15 protein-coding genes are annotated in these 19,973 nt (G+C 60.1%); 6 read left to right on the forward strand and 9 right to left on the reverse strand.

What is annotated here, in order from left to right:
* Positions 1-133 precede the first annotated feature (133 nt).
* Together IEW01_RS05735 and IEW01_RS05740 are read left to right on the forward strand one after the other, a co-directional pair.
* Positions 134-1,159, forward strand: a complete 1,026-nt coding sequence (locus IEW01_RS05735; RefSeq protein ID WP_188526611.1) for a sterol desaturase family protein — start codon at positions 134-136, stop codon at positions 1,157-1,159.
* A 4-nt stretch (positions 1,160-1,163) separates the two neighbouring features.
* On the forward strand, positions 1,164-2,294 hold the full coding sequence (locus IEW01_RS05740; RefSeq protein ID WP_188526612.1) for an acyltransferase family protein: 1,131 nt from the start codon (positions 1,164-1,166) through the stop codon (positions 2,292-2,294).
* 352 nt (positions 2,295-2,646) lie between these two features.
* Here IEW01_RS05740 and IEW01_RS05745 read toward each other — a convergent pair whose 3' ends face one another.
* Genes IEW01_RS05745 through IEW01_RS05760 form a run of 4 tightly spaced genes read right to left on the reverse strand, consistent with a single transcriptional unit; the run spans position 2,647 to position 8,049 of the window.
* Entirely contained in the window at positions 2,647-5,772 is a 3,126-nt protein-coding gene (locus tag IEW01_RS05745; RefSeq protein WP_188526613.1) for an efflux RND transporter permease subunit, read from the reverse strand.
* Entirely contained in the window at positions 5,769-7,121 is a 1,353-nt protein-coding gene (locus IEW01_RS05750; RefSeq protein ID WP_188526614.1) for an efflux RND transporter periplasmic adaptor subunit, read from the reverse strand. Before IEW01_RS05750 ends, IEW01_RS05745 begins: the two co-directional genes overlap by 4 nt.
* Entirely contained in the window at positions 7,118-7,705 is a 588-nt protein-coding gene (locus IEW01_RS05755; RefSeq protein ID WP_188526615.1) for a TetR/AcrR family transcriptional regulator, read from the reverse strand. The genes IEW01_RS05750 and IEW01_RS05755 overlap by 4 nt, the downstream gene beginning before the upstream one ends.
* Positions 7,702-8,049: a hypothetical protein gene (locus tag IEW01_RS05760; RefSeq protein ID WP_188526616.1), complete on the reverse strand. Its 348-nt coding sequence runs from the start codon at positions 8,047-8,049 to the stop codon at positions 7,702-7,704. Before IEW01_RS05760 ends, IEW01_RS05755 begins: the two co-directional genes overlap by 4 nt.
* Positions 8,050-8,738: 689 nt before the next feature.
* Here IEW01_RS05760 and IEW01_RS05765 point away from each other — a divergent pair.
* The 4 genes from IEW01_RS05765 to IEW01_RS05780 all read left to right on the forward strand — a co-directional run bounded on the left by IEW01_RS05765 (position 8,739) and on the right by IEW01_RS05780 (position 14,779).
* Positions 8,739-8,936, forward strand: coding sequence for a helix-turn-helix transcriptional regulator (locus IEW01_RS05765; RefSeq protein WP_188526617.1), 198 nt, complete (start codon positions 8,739-8,741; stop codon positions 8,934-8,936).
* A 126-nt stretch (positions 8,937-9,062) separates the two neighbouring features.
* Positions 9,063-10,646 (forward strand): type I restriction-modification system subunit M, encoded by a 1,584-nt coding sequence (locus IEW01_RS05770; protein WP_188526618.1) that lies wholly within the window; start codon positions 9,063-9,065, stop codon positions 10,644-10,646.
* Positions 10,643-11,938, forward strand: coding sequence for a restriction endonuclease subunit S (locus IEW01_RS05775; RefSeq protein ID WP_188526619.1), 1,296 nt, complete (start codon positions 10,643-10,645; stop codon positions 11,936-11,938). The genes IEW01_RS05770 and IEW01_RS05775 overlap by 4 nt, the downstream gene beginning before the upstream one ends.
* Before the next feature lie 9 nt (positions 11,939-11,947).
* On the forward strand, positions 11,948-14,779 hold the full coding sequence (locus tag IEW01_RS05780) for a type I restriction endonuclease subunit R (RefSeq protein ID WP_188526620.1): 2,832 nt from the start codon (positions 11,948-11,950) through the stop codon (positions 14,777-14,779).
* Between the two features lie 109 nt (positions 14,780-14,888).
* Here IEW01_RS05780 and IEW01_RS05785 read toward each other — a convergent pair whose 3' ends face one another.
* The 5 genes from IEW01_RS05785 to IEW01_RS05805 all read right to left on the reverse strand — a co-directional run bounded on the left by IEW01_RS05785 (position 14,889) and on the right by IEW01_RS05805 (position 19,784).
* Positions 14,889-15,467, reverse strand: coding sequence for a hypothetical protein (locus IEW01_RS05785; protein WP_188526621.1), 579 nt, complete (start codon positions 15,465-15,467; stop codon positions 14,889-14,891).
* A 13-nt stretch (positions 15,468-15,480) separates the two neighbouring features.
* Entirely contained in the window at positions 15,481-16,353 is an 873-nt protein-coding gene (locus IEW01_RS05790) for a DUF4747 family protein (protein ID WP_188526622.1), read from the reverse strand.
* Between the two features lie 139 nt (positions 16,354-16,492).
* Positions 16,493-17,383 (reverse strand): replication-relaxation family protein, encoded by an 891-nt coding sequence (locus tag IEW01_RS05795; RefSeq protein WP_188526623.1) that lies wholly within the window; start codon positions 17,381-17,383, stop codon positions 16,493-16,495.
* Positions 17,384-17,403: 20 nt separating this feature from the next.
* Positions 17,404-19,551, reverse strand: coding sequence for a type IV secretory system conjugative DNA transfer family protein (locus tag IEW01_RS05800; protein WP_188526624.1), 2,148 nt, complete (start codon positions 19,549-19,551; stop codon positions 17,404-17,406).
* The gene (locus tag IEW01_RS05805; RefSeq protein ID WP_229738089.1) at positions 19,551-19,784 is read right to left on the reverse strand and encodes a hypothetical protein; all 234 of its coding nucleotides are present in this window, start codon (positions 19,782-19,784) and stop codon (positions 19,551-19,553) included. Before IEW01_RS05805 ends, IEW01_RS05800 begins: the two co-directional genes overlap by 1 nt.
* Between the last annotated feature and the right edge of the window lie 189 nt (positions 19,785-19,973).

A 19,973-nucleotide genomic window follows, 5' to 3' on the forward strand; every position in this document is an offset into this window, starting at 1 on the left:
CACCTTCTCCCATTGACCTGCCAACTCCGTCTGCACATATCCGCTCTCCGTAGGCCGTGATCCACTTGAACCGCCCCAGTATTTCCGGAGAACGGTCACATTTCTGCCTGTTCGGCTCTATACGCCAATGTTCATGGATCAGATCTGGTCATTCCTGTCGGATTTTCGGTCGGTGGTCGCCGGTCCGACAAGTCGCCTGTGGCCAGTCTACCTCCTGGTCACACTGGCGATCTGCATGATCGTCTACCGCCAGCAGGCCGAGCAGAAGTCGTTCATGCGATGGCTCTTTCCCAAGTCGATCTACCTGCACCCTTCGCATATCGTCGACCTGAAGATATTCATTCTCAACAGGAGCTTCGCCGCGTTCGGCATCTTTAATCTCGTCTTTTTCAGCCCTGTCGTTGCCCTGGCCATTGTCCATCTGGTCGGCTCGGGGCACACGTCGCCTCCCCTACCGTCCGTGGTGATTGCACTCCTGCTTCTCGTCGTGAGCGACTTCTCGACCTACTGGGTGCACCGCATCCATCACGAGAGCCGCATCATCTGGCCCTTTCATGCGCTGCATCATTCGGCCGAGATCATGACGCCGATCACGGTCTATCGAAAGCACCCCGTCTACGACCTGATATCGTCGTTGGTTCGCGGCGTGCTCATCGGCGTGCTGCAGGGGATCATGCTGAGCGCATTCGGTCAGGCGCCCGCGGCCACCACCATCGCCGGCGTGAACGCCTTCTACGTCCTGTTCAACATTGCCGGCGCGAACCTGCGCCATAGCCATGTATGGCTCAGTTTCGGGCCGGTGATCGAGCACATTGTCATCTCCCCGGCGCAACATCAGATCCACCATTCGCTCGACCCTCGCCACCACAACAAGAATTACGGCGAGGTGCTCGCCATCTGGGATTGGATGTTCGGCACACTCTACGTCCCGCGCTCCCGGGAAACCGTCGCATTCGGCCTGGGCGATCGCAACGGCAACCCCCTCGCGCAGCGCCATGACAGCCTGAGGGCGGCCATGGTCGTGCCCGTGCGCGACAGCCTGCGGCAGGTCGGCAAGTTGCTGGGCCGGCGCAGCCGTGCCGGCGGGAACGGCACGGGCACGGACGATGCGTCAAGGTCCTTCGTCACGCCCGGAACGCCGTCGACCGGCACGGAGTAACCTCATGTCGCGGGGCTTTTCCATCTACCTCGATGCCGTACGCTTCGCGGCGGGGATGCTGGTGCTGATGTCGCACTTCGCCTATCCACGCTTCAGCGGCGGCCGCTGGTTGTGGATGCGGGAACTGAACCTCGGCAGCGACGCGGTCGTCATGTTCTTCGTGCTCTCGGGGCTCGTGATCGCCCATGTGGTTCATGCCAAGCCCGGAGGGGCCGGAACCTATGCCTTCGACCGCGCCACGCGGTTCGTCTCGGTGGCGCTTCCCGCGCTGGTGCTAGGGTTCGCCCTCGACCGAATGGGCACGCGGATCGCCCCGGAGGTCTATCCGTCCTGGGCATATTCCCATTTGCCGCTCTGGGAGATCCTGCTGCGCGGCCTGACGTTTTCAAACGAATGGAGCGGACAGGCGACACGGCTGGGGAGCAACGGTCCGTACTGGTCCCTGAGCTACGAGGCTGCCTACTACGCGCTCTTCGGCATCGCCATCTACGCGCGCGGGGCCCGGCGCATCGTGCTTCTCGCGCTGGGCGGCTGGATAATCGGACCCAACATCCTGCTGCTGCTCCCGGCATGGCTGATGGGCGTCTTGGTGCAGAGGTGCGTCGCCCGGGGGCGCGTCACGCAAGGGCGGGCCGCGCTTGCCCTCGCGGTCCTGCCCGTGGCCGCCTACATCCTCGCACTTCGCTTTGGAGTGCCCGACCTCCTTCGCGCGCCGATCGCGGAGTATGGCGCCAGTCTTCGGTTCTCGGATGAATTCATCTGGAACAACCTACTTGCCGGTCTGATGGGTGTGCACCTTCTGGGGATGGCCGGGCTCCTGCGCGGGCGCGGGACCTTCCGGAACGCCACACGGATCCGCTGGCTCGCGGGCGGGAGCTTTTCGCTCTATCTGGTGCATTACCCGGTCTTGCAGGTGCTCGCGGCCATGGGTCTGGACAGCGCAGACCTCGGCGAGGACCTGATCCTAATCGCCGCGACACTTGCGATCTGCTACGGCTTTGCGGAGCTGACCGAAAGGCGGCTCACCGTCTTCAGAGTTGCCCTGATGCGGATGCGTCGGTGGCCGAACGTCAGGGCCGGCCGGCGCGCGCCCGAAGCCGTCGGCAGGAGCGCAGCGTGCGAGAAGACGGGCTGAACGCGCGGCATTCAAAGACTATGCACGTGCGGCACAAGCCGCACGCTTGGTGATCGCGCGCCCACTTGCTTCAAGCCTTCCCAAGCTCGTCCGCGGTCCCGCCGCGCCGTCTCCGAAAATGCTGCGCGATTCATGAACGTCCGTTCTGATGAAGCTGCGGTGCAGAACAGAACACGTCAGCGAGGGGTTGATATGGGCCGTTCGTTATCATGTCGAAAGACGCGAGTGGCACGAAGGGCAAAAGGCGGCTGGAGACAACCATCGCCGCCACCGCGGCCTGTGATCCGAGCAGCCCCGCATCGGCGCGGTTCCTGATCATCGATATGCAGGCAGTGAAACTATCGCCATTCGGCTAGATTTGCCGGGCGTGGGTCTCCCGGCTCTCCCGGTTGTCCGAAACCTTCGCTGCGCCGATGCGCGCGAGTCCGAAATCGTCGAGGATGGCATAGACCGCCGGCAGCACCAGGATCACCACGAGGATCGCCGCGATCAGGCCGAAAACCAGGCTCGCTACCAGCGGCACGAGAATCTGGGCTTGAAGGCTGGTTTCGGTGAGTATCGGGATCAGCCCCGCGACAGTTGTAGTGGTTGTGAGGAACATCGCGCGGAACCGCATCCGCACCGCCCGGCCTGCGGCCCCGGTTACGCCATCCGGCCCCTCGCCATGCTCGTCCTTGATGAAGCCGACGAGCAGGATCGAGTTGTTCACGACCACACCGGCGAGTGCGACATAGCCCAGGAGGCTCGGCATCGAGAAATCGAGTCCCATCGCCAGGTGGCCGAAAATGGTTCCCGTGAGCGCCAGCGGGATGACCAACATGACCACGAGGGGCTCGATGTAGCTGCGAAACTGGAAGCTGAGCAGGAGGAAAACCCCGAACAGCCCGATGGCGAATCCCTTCATCATCGACAGCTGCGTTTTCGCCGCCTCCGCGCGCTGGCCCTCCACGTCCAGCGTGACCCCGGGGTGGCGTTGCAGCAGATCCGGCGCGAAGCGGTCGAGCGTGTCGCTGACGATGGCATTGGCATTGGCGAGGCGCGTATCGATCGTGCCCTGCACCGTGATGGTGCGCACGCCATCCTCGCGGTTGATCCGGGCAAACCCCCGCCCAAATTCGACGTCGGCTACCACCGAGAGCGGCACGGCCGCGCCATCTGGTAGCACAAGCACGAAATCGTCGAAGAAGCCAAGCTGCGCCGCGGCGTCGTCCGTCACCTGTGCGGTAACCTCAACAGACCGGCCCGCGACCTGCATCTCGCTGACCGTGGTTCCGAGATAGGCCCCACGCAACTGGTCGGCCACCATGGCAGCGGTGATGCCCATTGGCCCCGCCGCATCGGTCAGAGTGATCCGCCGTTCGGGTTTGCCGGGGCGCAGGTCGTCCATCACCGAGGTAACGCCTTGATAGCTCGCAAGCCAGGCGGTGAGCTCCCGGGCGGCAGATTTGAGCATCTCGAGGTCATCGCCCTTCAACCGCATGTCGAGTGCGATCCCCGCCGGCCCGATTGTGCTCTCGGCATATCTGAGCGCGATTACGTCTGGCAGGCTACCCACCTCCGCGCGCCAGGCTGCCATCACCGGATCGGGCCGCAGCGTGCGCTCCGACGAGGGCAGGAGATCGACCGACACGGTGGCAAGGTGCGGCCCCGCCTCGAAGGAGTCCCGGTTGACGCCGTAGCGCACCGTTATCCCCTGGACAAGTTCAGCGCCCCCCGGCTGAGGCGTGGAGGCGTTCACACGCCCGATGCCCGCAATCAACTCTTCCACAACGGCCTCGGTGCGCGCCAGTGGCATGCCTTGGGGCAGCAGCAGCCGCGCCTCGACGACGTCGCCGTCTATCTCGGGGAAGGCCGTGAATTTCAGCGCACCCCCCGCCAGTTGCGCCACCGCGACCAGGAGGATCGCAACCGCCGCCCCCGCAACGGCGTAACGCGCGCGGATGGCGCCATCTGCGAGCCGGCCCGTTGCATCAGTGAGGAATCCGAGAAGGGAATCGGCTACCCGGGCGAGCCGCCCCTCTCGGCGGGCATCAATGCTGTGCAGGAGGTGGTGCGGCAGGATCAGGAAAGCTTCGATCAGCGACACGGCCAGCACGAAGAGCATCACCGCTGGGACGACGCGCAGCACGGCGCCGAGATCGCCCTTGAGGAAGGCGAGCGAGCCAAAGATCATCGCCGTGGTCGCGAAAGAGGCGAGCACGTTGGGAAAGACCTGACTTGCGCCGCGGATCGCCGCGTCGAGCCGGTCTGCGCCCTTCTCCCTGTGCCGGGCGATGTTTTCCGAGATGACGATGGCATCGTCCATGAGCAGGCCGATCACGATGAGCAGGCCGATCGTCGTCATCAGGTTCAGCGAGTAGCCGAAGGCCGCCATGATCGCGAGACCACCCATGAAGGAAACCGGCAGTCCTGCGGTGACCCAGAAGGCGAAGCGCAGCCCGAAGAAGAGCCACAGCACGGCGAAGACGAGGGCCAGGCCCTGCAAGCCGTTCACGACCACCAGCATCAACCTTTCCCGGATGACCGTTGCGCCATCGGACGTGATTTCCAGAGACACGCCGGGTGGCGCAGCGGCACGCTCCCCTTCCAGAAAGGCTGTGAGCGCGTCGATGGTATTCAGCGAGTCCTCGGAGCGGGTCTTGGTGATGTCGAGGAGCGCGGCGGGGCGGCCATTGTAGAAGATCGCATCATCCGCATTCGCGTAGCTCTCGCTCACGGTCGCGATGTCGCCGACCCGGACCTGGCCGCCACCCTGCGAGGCGCGCACGACCACCTCGGCAAGTTCGGACGGGGTGCGTCGTTCCTCAGCTACGCGGATAAGAAGCGAGCGTGCGGCACTGTCGAGATTGCCCACCGGCATGTCGAGGCTTTCGGCCGCAACCGCCTTCGCCACGTCGGCCACCGAAACACCGTAGTGGCGAAGCGCCACGGGGTTCAGCTCGATCCGAAGTTCGAGCGTGGGAAAGCCCCGGATCTCGACCCGTGGGAGCCCAGCTTGCAGCATCCGCGTGCGCAGCGCCTCGGCATAGGCTTCGAGGTTGGGCCGGTTGTCGAGGCCCGTTACCGCCACAGAGGCGACGAAATCCGTCAACCCCAGCGCGCGGATCTCGGGGCGTTCTGCCCGTTCGGGGAAGTCGCCGATCGCGTCGATCTCGGCCGTCACATCCGCGACGAAACCCTGAAAATCCGCCCCCTCGCGCATACGGGCGATGGCGCGGCCAAGGCCCTCGCGCGACTCGCAGGACTTGGTTTCGAGATCGTTGACGCCGTCGAGCGCGGTTTCGATCAGCTTGCAGATGCCGGTTTCCACGTCTTCCGGCCGCGCGCCCGGATAGGGCACCGAGATTTCCACCTCATTCGCCCCGGCGCGGGGAAAGGTCTCGCGCAGGAGCGTCGGCGAGGCGATGAGTCCCGCTCCAATGAAGACGATCATCAACAGGTTGGCGATCGTCGGGTGTGCGGCGAAGAAGCGGATCATCGCGCGCGCGCCAGAAAGGCCGCGAGGGCATCATCTTCGACAGGTGCGAGAAGCATGCCCGGCAACGCGAACGGGATATCGCTCACCACCACGCGGGCATCCGCGTCGAGCCCCTCTCCGATCACCGCAAGCTCGTCCTGCACCAGGAGCGGGGTAACCGTCGCCGCGGCAAGCCGGTCGTCGGCTCCGACCAGCCAGAGGCTCGTGCCCGACAGGGCCGCGCGCGGCACCACAAGGCCTTCGACAGGCTTCCCGGCGATCTCGACCTCGACGAACATTCCCTTGGTCAGTGGCGGGCGCCGGGCGGGGGCGGCGCCGGAATAGGCGTCCTCGACCTCGACAATCACCCCGAGCGAACCTGTCCGGGGGTCGATCGTTTCGCTCACCCGGGCAACGCGGGCGGGCCAGGTGAGGGTTTCATCCCCCAGAACCAGCCGCACCTCCGCCATGAGCGAAAGGCCTTCGAGCAGCTTCGTCATCGCCGCCGGGTCGGCGGCGTAGGCTGCGGCGTCGGGGGCGGTATGGCGCAGGAGCGCGCGCAGGCGGGCGACGGGAACCTGAGCTTCCACCTCGGCCACGGCGGTCCCGTCCAGCGTTGCGGCCACTTCGCCCGACCGCAGGAAGCGCCCTTCTTCCACCGCGACCGAGGCCACCCGGGCCTCGAACGGCAAGGTAAGCGTGGTGCGCCCGAGGTTCAGCCGGGCCGCTTGTGCGGAGGCGCGCGATACGGCGATCTGTTCCTGCTGCACTCTGCGTTGCGTGGGGATGAGCGAAAGGCCCGCCTCGATCCCCTGTACCTTCTGCCGCTGGACCAGCTCGGCGGACCGGGCATTGTCGAGCCCCGATTGTGGCAGGTTGCCCCCCTCGAACAGGCTGCGGGCGCGGGCGAGATCGGCTGCCTTGAGCGCAAGCGCCTCTCGCTCGATCTCGAGGGCGGCGCGTTGGTTGTCTTCCGAGACCGCGAGTTCGTCCAGCCTCGCCTCGGCGGCACGCAGGTTGGCCTCGGCCTGGGCAAGGGCGAGGTCGTAATCCTCCTCGGCTATGCGCAGCAGCGGCGTGCCCGCAGGCAGGGCCGCCCCGCGTTGCAGGCCGGGGTTGGTCCAGGCCACCGTGCCGGAAACCTGGGCGATAGCCTCGAATGTTTCAGCCGGCGTCACCAGTCCGTAGCCGCGCAGCGTGGGAGCCACCGCCCCGGCGCGCGCAGGGATCACGCGCACCGCGACCGCCCGCTCGGCAGCCACAATCTGATCCGGCGGCGCCTTGGTCTGAACCGTGTAGGCGAGATAACCCATCCCCGCACCGATCAGCGGCAGGGTGAGCAGGATCAGTTTCAGGCTGTTACGCATCATGCCTCGCTTTCCCGCGCGAAGGCGGAGATTTGCAGAGAGAGGAGCCGTTCGCCCTCATCAAGAAGCTTCGTGGGGTCGCGGTTCAGCAAGAGACGCAAAACGAGGCTCTGCAGGACGCCCATCAGCAGGGTTGCCAGATCGTTCGGCGAAATATTCCCGCGCAGCGCATCTTCAGACTGGGCCTCTGCGCAGAGCTGGACGAGGGCCGCCTGGAAAGCCAGAATGTGCTCTCGCATTGCCGCGCGCATTGCGGCTTTTTCGTCGTCGGAATCGCGCGCGACCATGATCTCAGGCAATGCCGGGGTTCGGCTTACCAAGGCGAGGTGGCCGAGGACGAGGGCGCGCAGCCGGTCGATGGCAGGGGCTTCGAGGGTTGTAGCGGCGTCAATGTTGGCGGCAATCTCACCGCCCAGCCGGTCGGTGATTGCGCGCCACAGATCGGCCTTGGATCGGAAGTGCCGGTAGATCGCAGGTTGGGTCAGACCAAGACACTGGGCGATGGCCACCGTGGTCACGGCATTCGGCCCGCCATCGAAGGCGAGCGCAAGCGCGGTATCGAGAATCTGAGTGCGGCGATTGCTCATACACGCGCCCTTCGTGCGAACAGGGCGACAAGGAGCCAGAACGCCACCCGAAAGCCCAGTGCTACGGCAGTCCGAGGCTCGACCTGCGTTCCGCGCATAGCCTCGACGGCGAAGCCGAGGGCGGCGATCAGGGTGGCGGCGGCGATGGCGAGCGCCAGGCGCCACGCCCAGGGGCTACGGTTGAAGAGAAGAACTGCTGCCGCGATGTAGCCGAAACCGAGAATCAGGTTGGCCCATAGCACGAAGGGGATCGTTGCCCCGGCAAGGTCTCTTCCGGGGCCGAAAAGCACGGCCCCCGCTGCGAATATCGTCAACAGCCCAAAGCCGGCGGCCACGAGGGCCATCACACCTGTGATCGGAGAGCGCGGGTTTTGAAAATTGGCCATGACGCTGCTTCATAGTCTGATGAGTCGGCAGCGTTATATCGATATAACACAACCTTGGCGAGGCCTTTGTGAGTCTGGCGGCAGAGCGGCTTTCTCTGATTGAGACCGGTATTGTTTCAGCCGTTAGGTTTGATTGGCTGGCGCCTTCGGTGGCGCGCCTATGAACCTGTCTCGTGCTGCTCCGTGGTACGATCAAGCGCGTGACTTCAAATTGTCTGCCCCTTCATCGGATGACTCGGCGCGTTCTGGGCATAGCAAGTCCTGACCATTCGCCCCAACCCTTCTCATCATCGCCCCACTTTCGGGAAGGGTAGCCGTGGTCCCGGCGGAGCCTCAGCCTTAAATTGTTTGTCGTGACAGCAACGCCGAGGAACGGGGAGACGCTCCGTTTCGAGCCAGCAAACAGAATGATGTTTGAAATGGTGCCCGGGGGCGGAATCATACTATCTACTTAAACTATTGTTTTTAATATATTTTTGCTCAGCCGACAATAATCGGCCCACCTTTTGGGCCACCCCGCAACGCGAGAAACAGCGAGTCGCTATGTTCTGGCTTGGATCACCGGTCACTTCGGACTAGCCTCGTCGCGCCTAGGCTTTTGTCAACCCTAGGGCATCGCGATGCTCTTCAGTCATGGAGAGATCGTGATGAGGATACTTTCAAAGCGCCAACTCAAGGAGTTGGTCCTCTACTCGCCGCAACACGTCGCGCGGCTGGAAAAGGCAGGCCAATTCCCCAAGCGGGTACAGCTGGGCCCGAACAGAGTGGGATGGGTTGAGGACGAGGTGCTGGACTGGCTCCAGCAACGGTTGGATGGTCGCGAAGAGCCCAAACGACACTCCTGAAAGGGAGCTAGGGTGGCCAGGCGTGCACAGCCTGGTCACCCGACCCCTGCCCACCACATGGCTGTTGCCAAAAGCTGTTCGCTCGGTCACTTTGCGCTGAGCCGCACAAAAAAGTACAATGAAATCATGACAGAAGCACAGAAGCAGAAGCTGGAAGCGCAGCTTTGGAAGATCGCGAACGAGCTCAGGGGCAAGATGGATGCGGATGAGTTCCGCGATTACATCCTTGGGTTCATTTTCTACAAGTACCTGTCGGAAAAGCAGCACCTCTTCGCCAACAAGCTGTTGGAAACCGAAGACGTGAAGGACTACGCCTTGGTCACCGACGACGAGGACCTGGAGGCGATCAAGGAAGAAACCCTTGAAAAGCTCGGCTACTTCCTGCGGCCCGATGAGCTGTTCAGTGCGATCACCAAGAAGGGCAACATCAAGATCGACGAGGACGACGACGAGGCCACCGGCAACTTCATCCTTGAAGACCTTCAGACCATCCTCAACGCCATCGAGCAAAGCACGATGGGCACCGACAGCGAGGACGACTTCAACAGCCTTTTCGAAGACATCGACCTTGCCAGCACCAAGCTCGGCCGCAGCCCCGGCGCGCGCAACAAGCTGATCGCCAAGGTGCTCGCCCATCTTGAGGGGATCGACTTCCAGCTAGGACAGGCCAACGCCGACGTGCTGGGCGATGCCTATGAGTACCTCATCGGGCAATTTGCCTCTGGCGCGGGCAAGAAGGCCGGCGAATTCTACACGCCGCAGCAGGTCAGCCGGGTGCTCGCCAAGATCGTCACCCTCGGCAAGAGCAAGATCAAGAACGCCTATGATCCGGCGTGCGGCTCGGGCTCACTGCTTCTGCGTATCGCCAAGGAGGCGGACGTTGGCTTCTTCGCGGGCCAGGAGCTCAACCGCACCACCTACAACCTCGCGCGGATGAACATGATCCTGCACGACGTGCATTTCAGCCGGTTCGACATCCGCCAGGAAGACACGCTTGAAGAGCCGCAGCACCTCGATGATCGGTTCGAGGCGGTGGTGGCCAATCCGCCCTTCTCCGCGAAGTGGAAAGGGGCCAACAACCCGCTGAATGAAACCGACGACCGGTTCAGCCAGTACGGGCGGATCGCGCCGAGCTCCAAGGCGGACTTTGCTTTCGTCCAGCACATGATCCACCATCTTTCCGAGAACGGCACGGCGGCGGTGGTGCTGCCGCATGGGGTGCTCTTTCGCGGGGCCGCCGAAGGCGAGATCCGCAAGTACATCATCAAGGAACAGAACTACCTCGACGCGGTGATCGGCCTGCCGCCCAACCTGTTCTATGGCACCTCGATCCCGGCCTGCATCCTCGTGCTCAAGAAATGCCGGGTACATGACGACAATATCCTGTTCATCGATGCGAGCCGGGAGTTCGACAAGATCGGCAACCAGAACGCGCTTTCGGATGAGCACGTTGAGAAGATCGTGGCCACCTACGAGCGGCGTGAAGAGGTGGAGAAATACGCCCATGTCGCACCGCTCTCGGAGATCGCGGAAAACGATTACAACCTGAACATTCCCCGCTATGTCGATACCTTCGAAGAGGAGGAGCCGGTCGATATAGACGCCGTGGCGGCCAAGCTCGCAGTACTTGACGAGGAAATGGCCAAGACCGACGCGGTGATCGCCGGGTTCTGTGCTGAGTTGGGTATTCCTGCCCCTTTTAAGGTATGAGCGCGATGACTGGAAAAAGCGTTCCGGCATTGCGGTTTCCGGAGATTGAGGGTTCGGAATGGACCTCTTTGCCGCTTTCAGAGCTTGTGTTGTTCCACAATTCCGGCGTTTACAAAAAAAAGGAAGAGTACGGTTCTGGAAATAACATCATTGGGGTTTCGAATTTCTACTCGGTTGACTCCGTTGACGGACAGGAATTCGCTCGCGTCCCACTTTGTGGTGTTGAAAAAAAGAAATACACACTTGAGGAAGGAGACATTCTTTACACTGAATCCTCGCTAGTCCGGGAGGGCATCGCCAAAGCCCTCTTCGTTACAGAGAGTGGACAAGGGACAGCCTTTGCGTGGCACACAAGGCGAATCAAATTGAAACGAGAACGTGTTTCTCCTGCCTTTCTATATTTCCAACTTTCGTCGCCAAGGGCGAGAAAATTCATTATGTCGGTAGCAACACAAACTGCACTGACTGGCATCACAACTGCGGATTACTTCCGAACGCCAATTCTCATTCCAACACTCCCCGAACAACAGAAAATCGCCGCGTTTCTTGGGGCGGTGGATGAGAAGATCAACGGGTTGGAGCAGAAGAAGGCGCTGCTCACGGACTACAAGCGCGGGGTGATGCAGAAGCTCTTTTCGCAGGAGCTTCGGTTCAAGGACGATCAGGGCCGCGACTTCCCGGATTGGGAGGAGAGGCGGCTCGGGGAGGTCTTCACCTGGGTGCGGACGAACAGTCTTTCACGGGAAAAGCTGGGCGATGAACCCAGTGAGGTGCAAAACATTCACTACGGCGATATCCACACCAAATTCCACGCGAACTTCCGGCAAGAGCGTGAGCATGTCCCCTACATCTTGGGCGCAAAGGTCACCGACTTTGCCGAAACGGATTTCTGCCGGTTAGGAGATGTCGTGATAGCAGACGCCTCGGAAGACTATGCCGATATCGGCAAGGCCATCGAGATTGTGGAACTCGGAGAGGTGCCGCTGGTTGCAGGTCTGCACACCTATATTGCGCGGCCAAAAGAAGACTCTGTGGTCCTCGGTTTTGCCGGGTACCTTTTGCGCAGCGCCACCATGCGCGCCCAAATCATGCGGATTGCACAAGGTATTTCGGTGTTGGGCGTATCGAAGGGCAATCTTGAAAAGCTCACGCTTGAGTTGCCCCATCGAAACGAGCAGAGGAAAATCGCCAATTTCCTCTCCTCAATCGACACCCAAATTGCCCTCGTCAACAACGAGATCGTCGAAGCAAAAAACTTCAAAAAAGGCCTTCTCCAACAAATGTTTGTATAATGAATCCACATGACAACCCAAACCGAACAACAGCTTGAAAACGCCCTGATTGCCCAGCTTGAAACTCTGGGCTGGTCATCCGTTGCCATCCCCGACGAGGCGGCGCTGCTCGCCAACCTCAAGACCCAGCTAGAGATCCACAACAAGACCACGCTTTCGGACAGCGAGTTCAAGCAGATCGTCAACAAGCTCGCGCGCGGCAACATCTTCGAAAAAGCCAAGACCCTGCGCGACAAGGTCGATTTTGCCCGAGACGACGGCACGACCGGCTACATCGAACTGATCAACCAGATCCAGTGGTGCAAGAACCAGTACCAGGTGACCCACCAGGTCACCATGACCGGCAAGTACACCAACCGCTATGATGTGACGCTGCTCGTCAACGGCCTGCCGCTCGCCCAGATCGAGCTCAAGCGGCGCGGGCTGGAGATGAAGGAGGCCTTCAACCAGACCAACCGTTACCACCGCCACAGCTTCGCGGCGGGCATGGGGCTGTTCAACTACGTCCAGCTTTTCGTGATCTCGAACGGGGTGAACACGCGATACTACGCCAACAACCCGGTGAAAGATCGCGACTACAAGCAGACCTTCACCTGGGCGAAGATCGACAATTCGCGGATCAGCCAGCTCGCCGAGTTTGCTGAGTTTTTCCTGGAGCCCTGCCAGCTTTCCAAGATGATCACCAAATACGTGGTGCTCAACGAAAGCAGCCAACAGCTCATGGTGCTGCGCCCCTACCAGTTCTACGCCGTCGAGGCGATCGTGAACCAGGTGCAGAATACCCAGAAGAACGGCTACATCTGGCACACCACCGGGTCGGGTAAAACGCTGACCTCGTTCAAGACGGCGCAGATCCTCACCCAGTCGCCCCATGTGCACAAGGTTGTCTTCGTGGTCGACCGCAAAGACCTCGATTTCCAGACCATCCGAGAGTTCAACGCCTTCCAGGAAGGCAGCGTGGACGCGACCAACAACACGGGCCAACTGGTCAAGCAGTTTGGCGATGCGACCCCGCTGATCGTGACCACGCTACAGAAGCTCAATACCGCGATCTCGAAGGAACGGCACAAGGCGGTGATGGAGGGGCTGCGCGACAAGCGTATGGTCTTCATCTTCGACGAATGCCACCGCAGCCAGTTCGGCGAGACCCACAAGCGGATCACCGAGTATTTCGACAACGTGCAGATGTTCGGCTTCACCGGCACGCCGATCTTCGCCGACAATGCCGCCAAGAACGCTTTGGGCAAGAGGACGACGAAAGACCTCTTCGGCCAGCAGCTCCATTCCTACGTGATCACCGACGCGATCCGCGACGAGAACGTGCTGAAATTCTCGGTCGAGTACATCCGCACGGTGAAGCGCAAGGATCTGGTCGACGATATCGAGGTCGAGGCGATCAACACGGCGGAGGTTATGGAAGCACCCGAGCGGCTTGAAAAGATCGTCGACTACGTCATCGCCAACCACGGGCGGAAAACCCACGCCCGCGAGTTCACCGCGATCATGGCGGTGGCGAACGTGAAGAGCCTCATCGCCTACTACGAGCTGTTTCGGGCGAAGAAGGAGGCCGGTGAACACAATCTGCGGGTTGGCACCATTTTTTCATACCAGGCCAACGAGGAGGATGCGGACGCAGACGGCATGGGCGCCGGCGACGACATGCCGGATGAGTCCAAGCCGGTGAACAAGCACAGCCGCGAGAAGCTCGACGAATTCATTGCCGACTACAACGCGATGTTCGGCAGCAATTACTCGACCAAGGACAGCAGGCTTTTCTACGGCTACTACAAGGACATCGGCAAACGCGTGAAGAAGCGCGAGATCGACATCCTGCTCGTCGTGAACATGTTCCTGACCGGCTTCGACAGCAAGCCGCTGAACACGATCTACGTCGACAAAAACCTGCGCTACCACGGGCTCCTGCAAGCCTTTTCGCGGACGAACCGGATCTACGGAACCAAGAAATCGCAAGGCAACGTGGTGTGCTTCCGCAACCTCAAGCCCGCGACGGATGAGGCCATTCGCCTCTTTGCCGACAAGAACGCGCAAGAAGACATCATTCTTGAGCCCTATGATGACTATCTGGAGAAGTTCAAGGAAGCGGTTGCGAAGCTCTTGGCGATCGTGCCCGACGTTGACGCCGTGGACGGTCTGGAGACCGAGGCGGACGAGGCGCGGTTCATCCAGGCTTTCCGGGAGGTCATCCGGATCAAGAACGTGCTGTCGTGCTTCACCGAATTCAGTTTCGAAGACCTGCCGATGGACGAACAGACCTTTGCTGACTTCCGCAGCAAGTACCTCGACCTGTACGATAAGGTGCGCAGCGATCACGAGAAGGAAAAGGTCTCGATCCTCGATGACATCGACTTCGAGGTCGAGCTCATCAGTCGCGACAAGATCAACGTCAGCTACATCGTGAACCTGCTCCAGGACATGCAGGGCAAATCACCCGCCGAGCAAGCGAAGGTTCGAAAAGCCATCGGCGACATTCTCGATACAGAAGCACAGCTTCGCAGCAAGAAAGAGCTTATCGAGCGTTTCATCGCCGAAAACTTCCCGAACATCCCCGCTGGTGGCGACGTGGGCGCCGAGTTCGAAACATACTGGGATGAGCAGAAACGAGACGCGATCCGTAAGCTTTCGGAGGACGAGGGGCTGGACGCCGAGGGTCTTCAGAAGGTCATCGGCAACTACCTGTTCACCGAAAAGCCACCCATGCGAGACGAGGTCATCGGCATCATGGAAACACGCCCGAAACTGCGCGAACGTGGCAGCATCGCAGAACGTGTGATCAGCAAGATCAAGGAATTCGTCGAAACGTTCATCGACGGGGTCGATTAAGGAAATGCCGACCGGCAAGATGTGGGCCGACGTTCTCCTTAAAGCATTGCCGAGAGCCACTCCTGATTTTTTTGGAACTCACCGGCTCCAAGTGCGTGGAGCCTCAACGTCACCTTGTGGGAGGAACTGGCGGCTTTGATTTCGTAGCGTTCGCCACAAGCAGCTGCATCCGAACGATTGAAAGGATCGCCGCAAGAACAAGAAGCACGCCATAGTAGGTCAAAAAAATTCCCACAGCCGAGAGAGAGAACGACAGCCAGTCGACGGCGGAAAACAAAAATTCTGGCGAACATTCAAGGGACTTCATCCATCGCGCAAGAACATCGACGCCTGTGCTCAGGTCAATAAACTCTGACCCGATGGAAAAAATCAATGCGGAAACTTGAATAAAGACTGCATGCCCTATTGATGCTGCAATTGCGGCTATAGGAGAGCGTCCCTTGTCATCCAGCGCCATCAACTTTTCCAGCATCTCCTGGTTCAATATAGCGAAAATGATCGCGAACGCCGCAATAGTGAATCCCGTAAGCGAGGGCATCACGCTCAAGGCTTTGTCAGACCACTCGAATCTCGGAATAGAACGGTAGGACAGCAGCGTCAGGATGACGGCAATCCAGAAATAGCTGGATTTGGCTATGGCAGCTATGCCGCCATAATGGATATATAGCCTTCTCAGGTTTTCAAACACTGCTTTCTATACCCTATGTCGTTGCGCGTCGTTGCTTGATCGCATCGACCATTTTGCTCGCCAACTTCCGGAACATAGACCGTGTGTCGACCTCTTCCTTGTTGTAGGTATCTACGACTTTTTCGGGCTTTTCCTTCGTCGTGTGAGAGACTTGAACACCGTTCTCAATGCTCTTCACCGAAACTTCGCCGTTCTCCGCGCCAACAATCGCAAGCTTCTGGGTGCGCTCATTGGGTTTGAGGCCGTCGTTATCCTTTGATCGGGTGACCTCCTCATATTCTTCGCCATTCTGTTCCCGAAGTCGTTCCTCTATTTGTGCAGCCAAATCTCCAGAAATGTCGTCCGGATTTGGTCGCCTGATCACAATTCTAAGCTCTTTCAGGTTAGGAAGGTTGATAATCCGTTCCACCTCTCCATAGCTTTTTACGATATCAGCTTCGACGCGACCGAAATCTTGAACCACTGCGGAGTCAGACAAAGCTTCTTTAAAATACTTTTCGACAGATCTCGCACTGAGACCTTTGGACTCTGAATACGATTCAAATGAAAGTATATGGGTTTCTTCGTCGAGTTCGAAATAGAAAGCAGAGAGGTTGGGGCGAAGGGTCTCAGGAATTGAGACTTCGTCGACTTTTTCCGGGCCTGCTGGGCCAAAGTCTTCTAGGTCAAACCAATCGCCGTCAATATCGATCTCTGAGTACTTCGAAAAGACGCCAAGACCAGATTCGCGTTGATACTGAGTGATCGCAACAAAACTATCGCCATATACCTTCACAGCAACACGCTTTTCAAACAACTTTTCAATCATGTCGGCGTAGTTTCTCGGCCGGTCTGCGGGGATTCGAAGATTAATTGCCGAAACTTCGATTTTCGATGGGCGTGGCATCTCAGGACCTCCGGTGACACACGGCTATGGCCCTGCACATATGCACAAATTGTCTGGGAACGCTACGGTTTCCGAACCGCAAGTGGGTGTGATCACACATGTGATCTTGGCTAGATCTGTACGTTTTCCTCCCTTCTAATCATCCATTCGCGATGGTGACCGGACCACCGATTGACCTTAGCCAAGGGTTGTAGAAGAAGATAGGTCCCATCCTGTGGATGGCTCCAGTCTCTTCCGATTCCCAAAGTGACGCGGTCAGGAACGCGCTTGCGGCCGTGTCAGGTAGCCCCTGCAACATTTCCAAGAATCGCGCTTGACGCGACCGCGTGTTGAACACCCAAAGAACGAGCAAGTTCGCATTGAGCCCGTAGTGCGACTTGTAGAGCTGATCTTCGAAAACCTTCCGATACTGATCGATCGAACGCGCCCAGCTTTTGCGGTTTGCCGGTGAGGTCTTTGGTTCTGTGCCTCGATCCACCTCCAGCGCAAAGGCCCGGAATGCGCCGCCATAGTCGAGCGCGAAGAGCTGGTCCGGGATCAGCTTGGAGCGACCGATTGGAATGGCAAGTTCCGCGCACTTGATCGCCAAGATCTCGTGCGCCGGGATGTAGCGCACACCAGCACGTGCCGCAGCGATATCGATCCCGCCAGTGACCTGCGAGACCGTATAGCCGTGCCACCAGTGCCCGGTCGGACGAACGGTCGGCTCGTCCTCGCCCAGGTCGACAAGGTGGTCCTTCGCTTTGCGGGTCAGGTCGTAGATGTAGGGGTTGAACTCGGCCCGCTCGGTCGCGCGCTGCTGGCGTGGGAGCATCAGATATCCACCGGCCCTCAGCTTCTGCATCTGCCGGAGCGCCGTGTCCTTGCAGCGGTGGGTGTCGTGGGTGAGCTCGCAGAGTGATAGTGAGCTTTGAGGGCCATGACGTGCGATGTGCTTGAACCAGCGCACCTCGCGATTCGTCACCCGCACACCGCGCTGAGGCGCAATGTGATGGAATGTTGCCCGACCTAGTGTGTTCGTCGTCTGCATGGGTCAAAGCCTAGCAGGTTTCAGAGCTTGGGCGAAGTGTCCGTGGGGTCATCCCCTTGTTTTGTTTCTGTATTTTCAGGTGCGTCACCCGATGTGGCGCTATGTTCTTCTGCCGCATCCTCGGCGGAGTTTTCGCCTGTCTCTTCGTCGGTCTCAGCGTCAGGATCGGGCTCAGAATGATCCTTATCCTTGAACACGGGCTCGGCATAGGCCGCTCGGCTCGCATCGCGGATCGCGTCGAGCTCGTCCTTGGACCGCTTCTCAGCCTTCTCAAGCACGAAGAACGGGAAGCTGATCGGCACGGCCCGCTCGGTGAGCCCGCGCACATAGGTGGCAAAGGTGCCCTTGGGTTGCCGCTGGATCACGTTCGGGTCACAGGACATCTGGAGAGCCAAGGCGCGCGCATCGCGGGCAGAGACGCCGCCAGCCAGCTTGATCGAGGTATTGGCCTCGAAGGCCTCCTGGAGACCTTGAGTGAGCTGTCCGAGATACTGATGGGCCATCACCATGCCGACCTTGTATTTGCGCGCCTGGCTCAGGATGATGCCGATGTTCTGGTCGAAGTAGTCCTGCGCCTCGTCAATATAGACCATGACCGGCAACCGGTCGTAGCCGGGCAGCGTGGCCCGCTCCTGGGCGGCCTGCGCAATGAGGGCGATGAAGAAGCGACCGAAGATTTCCGTGCCCTGTTCCTTGAGCAGGCTTTTTGACGTGTTGATCAGGATGAGCTTGCCCGCGTTCATCTCGCTGAACATGTCGAACTTCGAGACCGGGTGGGAGAACATCCGTTCGAAGGTCTGGTTCTCAAGCACGCCGTAAAGCCGCCGCAGCACCTGGGTTTTGGTGTTGGCGAACTCTTTCGAGTCGAACTCGGTCTCGAAGAAGCGCCGCGGCGTGCCTTCGAGATTCTCGATGTGGGCGCGGTACTTCTCAGTCCCGCCCGGCTCCAGCAGCTCCCGGAGCGTGTGGATTGTGGCTTCGGGGATGTGGAACATCAGCCGGGTCACGTAGCGGAAAACCACGCTTTGTTTCGCCGTCATGCCCGCCGACAAGAGCGAGCCCAGCACGAAGTCGTAGAGTTCGATGATCGAATTGGTGAGCCGTTCGCGTTCCAGTGGGTCGTAGCCCTCAAGCCGATCCTGACCGACCGAGAACAGGTTCAGGCTGACCGGGTAGCCGATGTCCTCGGGATCGATCAGCACGATCTTCTCGGGCGGCAAGGTCTTGGCCTTCAGGATCGTGTTGAGAAGGTCCCCCTGGCTGTCGATCACCACCACCGACTTGTCACCGTGGGCGACTTCTTCGAGATCCTTGGCGATGAAGTATTGCAGGGTCTGGGTTTTGCCGTGACCGGAGCCCGCCACCATATGCATGTGCTCGAAGCGGCGCTCCTCGGGGACGGTGAACGGCGTCCTGAGGGTGAAGAGCTCCTTAAGATGGGTGCCCAGCAGATAGGTGTCGATGACATCGTCGCCCTTGTAGTCGACCGGGAAGACCGGATATGTGCGATGCGTGGCCCGCAGGTTCGCATCCAGCCGTTGCCGGAGCGCCTTGAAGTGCATGTAGTCGTTGTCTTGGAAGAACGGGGCGATGACGTTCTGCACCGCCTGTCCCAGTGGGTGGGTGAACTGCGTGACCTCGACGAGCACATCGCCCTCGATCGGCGGGACGGCATTTGCGATCGGTGCCAGCGCCTGGGAGATGATCTCCAACGCGGACATCACCATCACCCGGTCCGAACGTGCCTGACCGAGCCGGGCGAGCATGTCGCGATAGCGCGCACCCTCGACCGTGTTGCAGAGCGCCGGCAGCGGCGGGATCTCCGGCGATAGCCCCTCTTGCGCAAAGACCGACCGGCCGACATCCAGAAGCTGAATGCGCAGAGAGGCGGGAAGGTCCGTGGGCCAGTGCTGCCCTAGCGCCGCGTCGATCTCCTCGTCGGTGAGTTCGACGGTGCCAGCGAGTGCGTGGTTGTACAGGATCTCGGTTTCTTCGCGGGCGAGACGTTCGAGCCGCGTCGGGCTTTCGCTCCAGAGCCGGTAGCCGACATAGGCCGGGATCGCGATCAATGCGATCCACGAAACCAGGATCGCGATCAAGAGGATCATGCCGATGATCACGAATGTCAGGAACAGACCGCCGACATCGCTGACCGGATCGCGCGACATCAGAATTCGACCACCGTGCGCGAGTTCGTCTCGGCGTTGTCGTCAAGCCAAAGCTTCATCTGACCAAGAACGTCAAGCAGCGCTTCTTCGTAGATCTTTGCTTTCGAAGGCGTGGCACACAGGAAGGCGTCGACCCGCTCATTCATCAAATGCTCGACCCGCAACTCGAACTTCTCATCCCGGTCATCCACCTTGGCCGTGGCAGGTCTGCGGTCCAGGAGCTTTGTCCTCAACAACCCTCTCTGTCGGATGATCTGTTTCTCTTCGTGAGTAAAGGCAACCGAGAGATGGACCTCGTAATAGGTCGTCTTCAGAAGGAAGCCTTTCGTAAGCCTCCGGGGAGGGCCGTCTTTCTGACTTGAGGCTCACGGCGTAGGTCCGGCGCTATGTCCGACCATAGATACAGACCTGAAGTAGAGATC

Source organism: Sinisalibacter lacisalsi, assembly GCF_014640115.1.
Classification (GTDB): domain Bacteria; phylum Pseudomonadota; class Alphaproteobacteria; order Rhodobacterales; family Rhodobacteraceae; genus Sinisalibacter; species Sinisalibacter lacisalsi.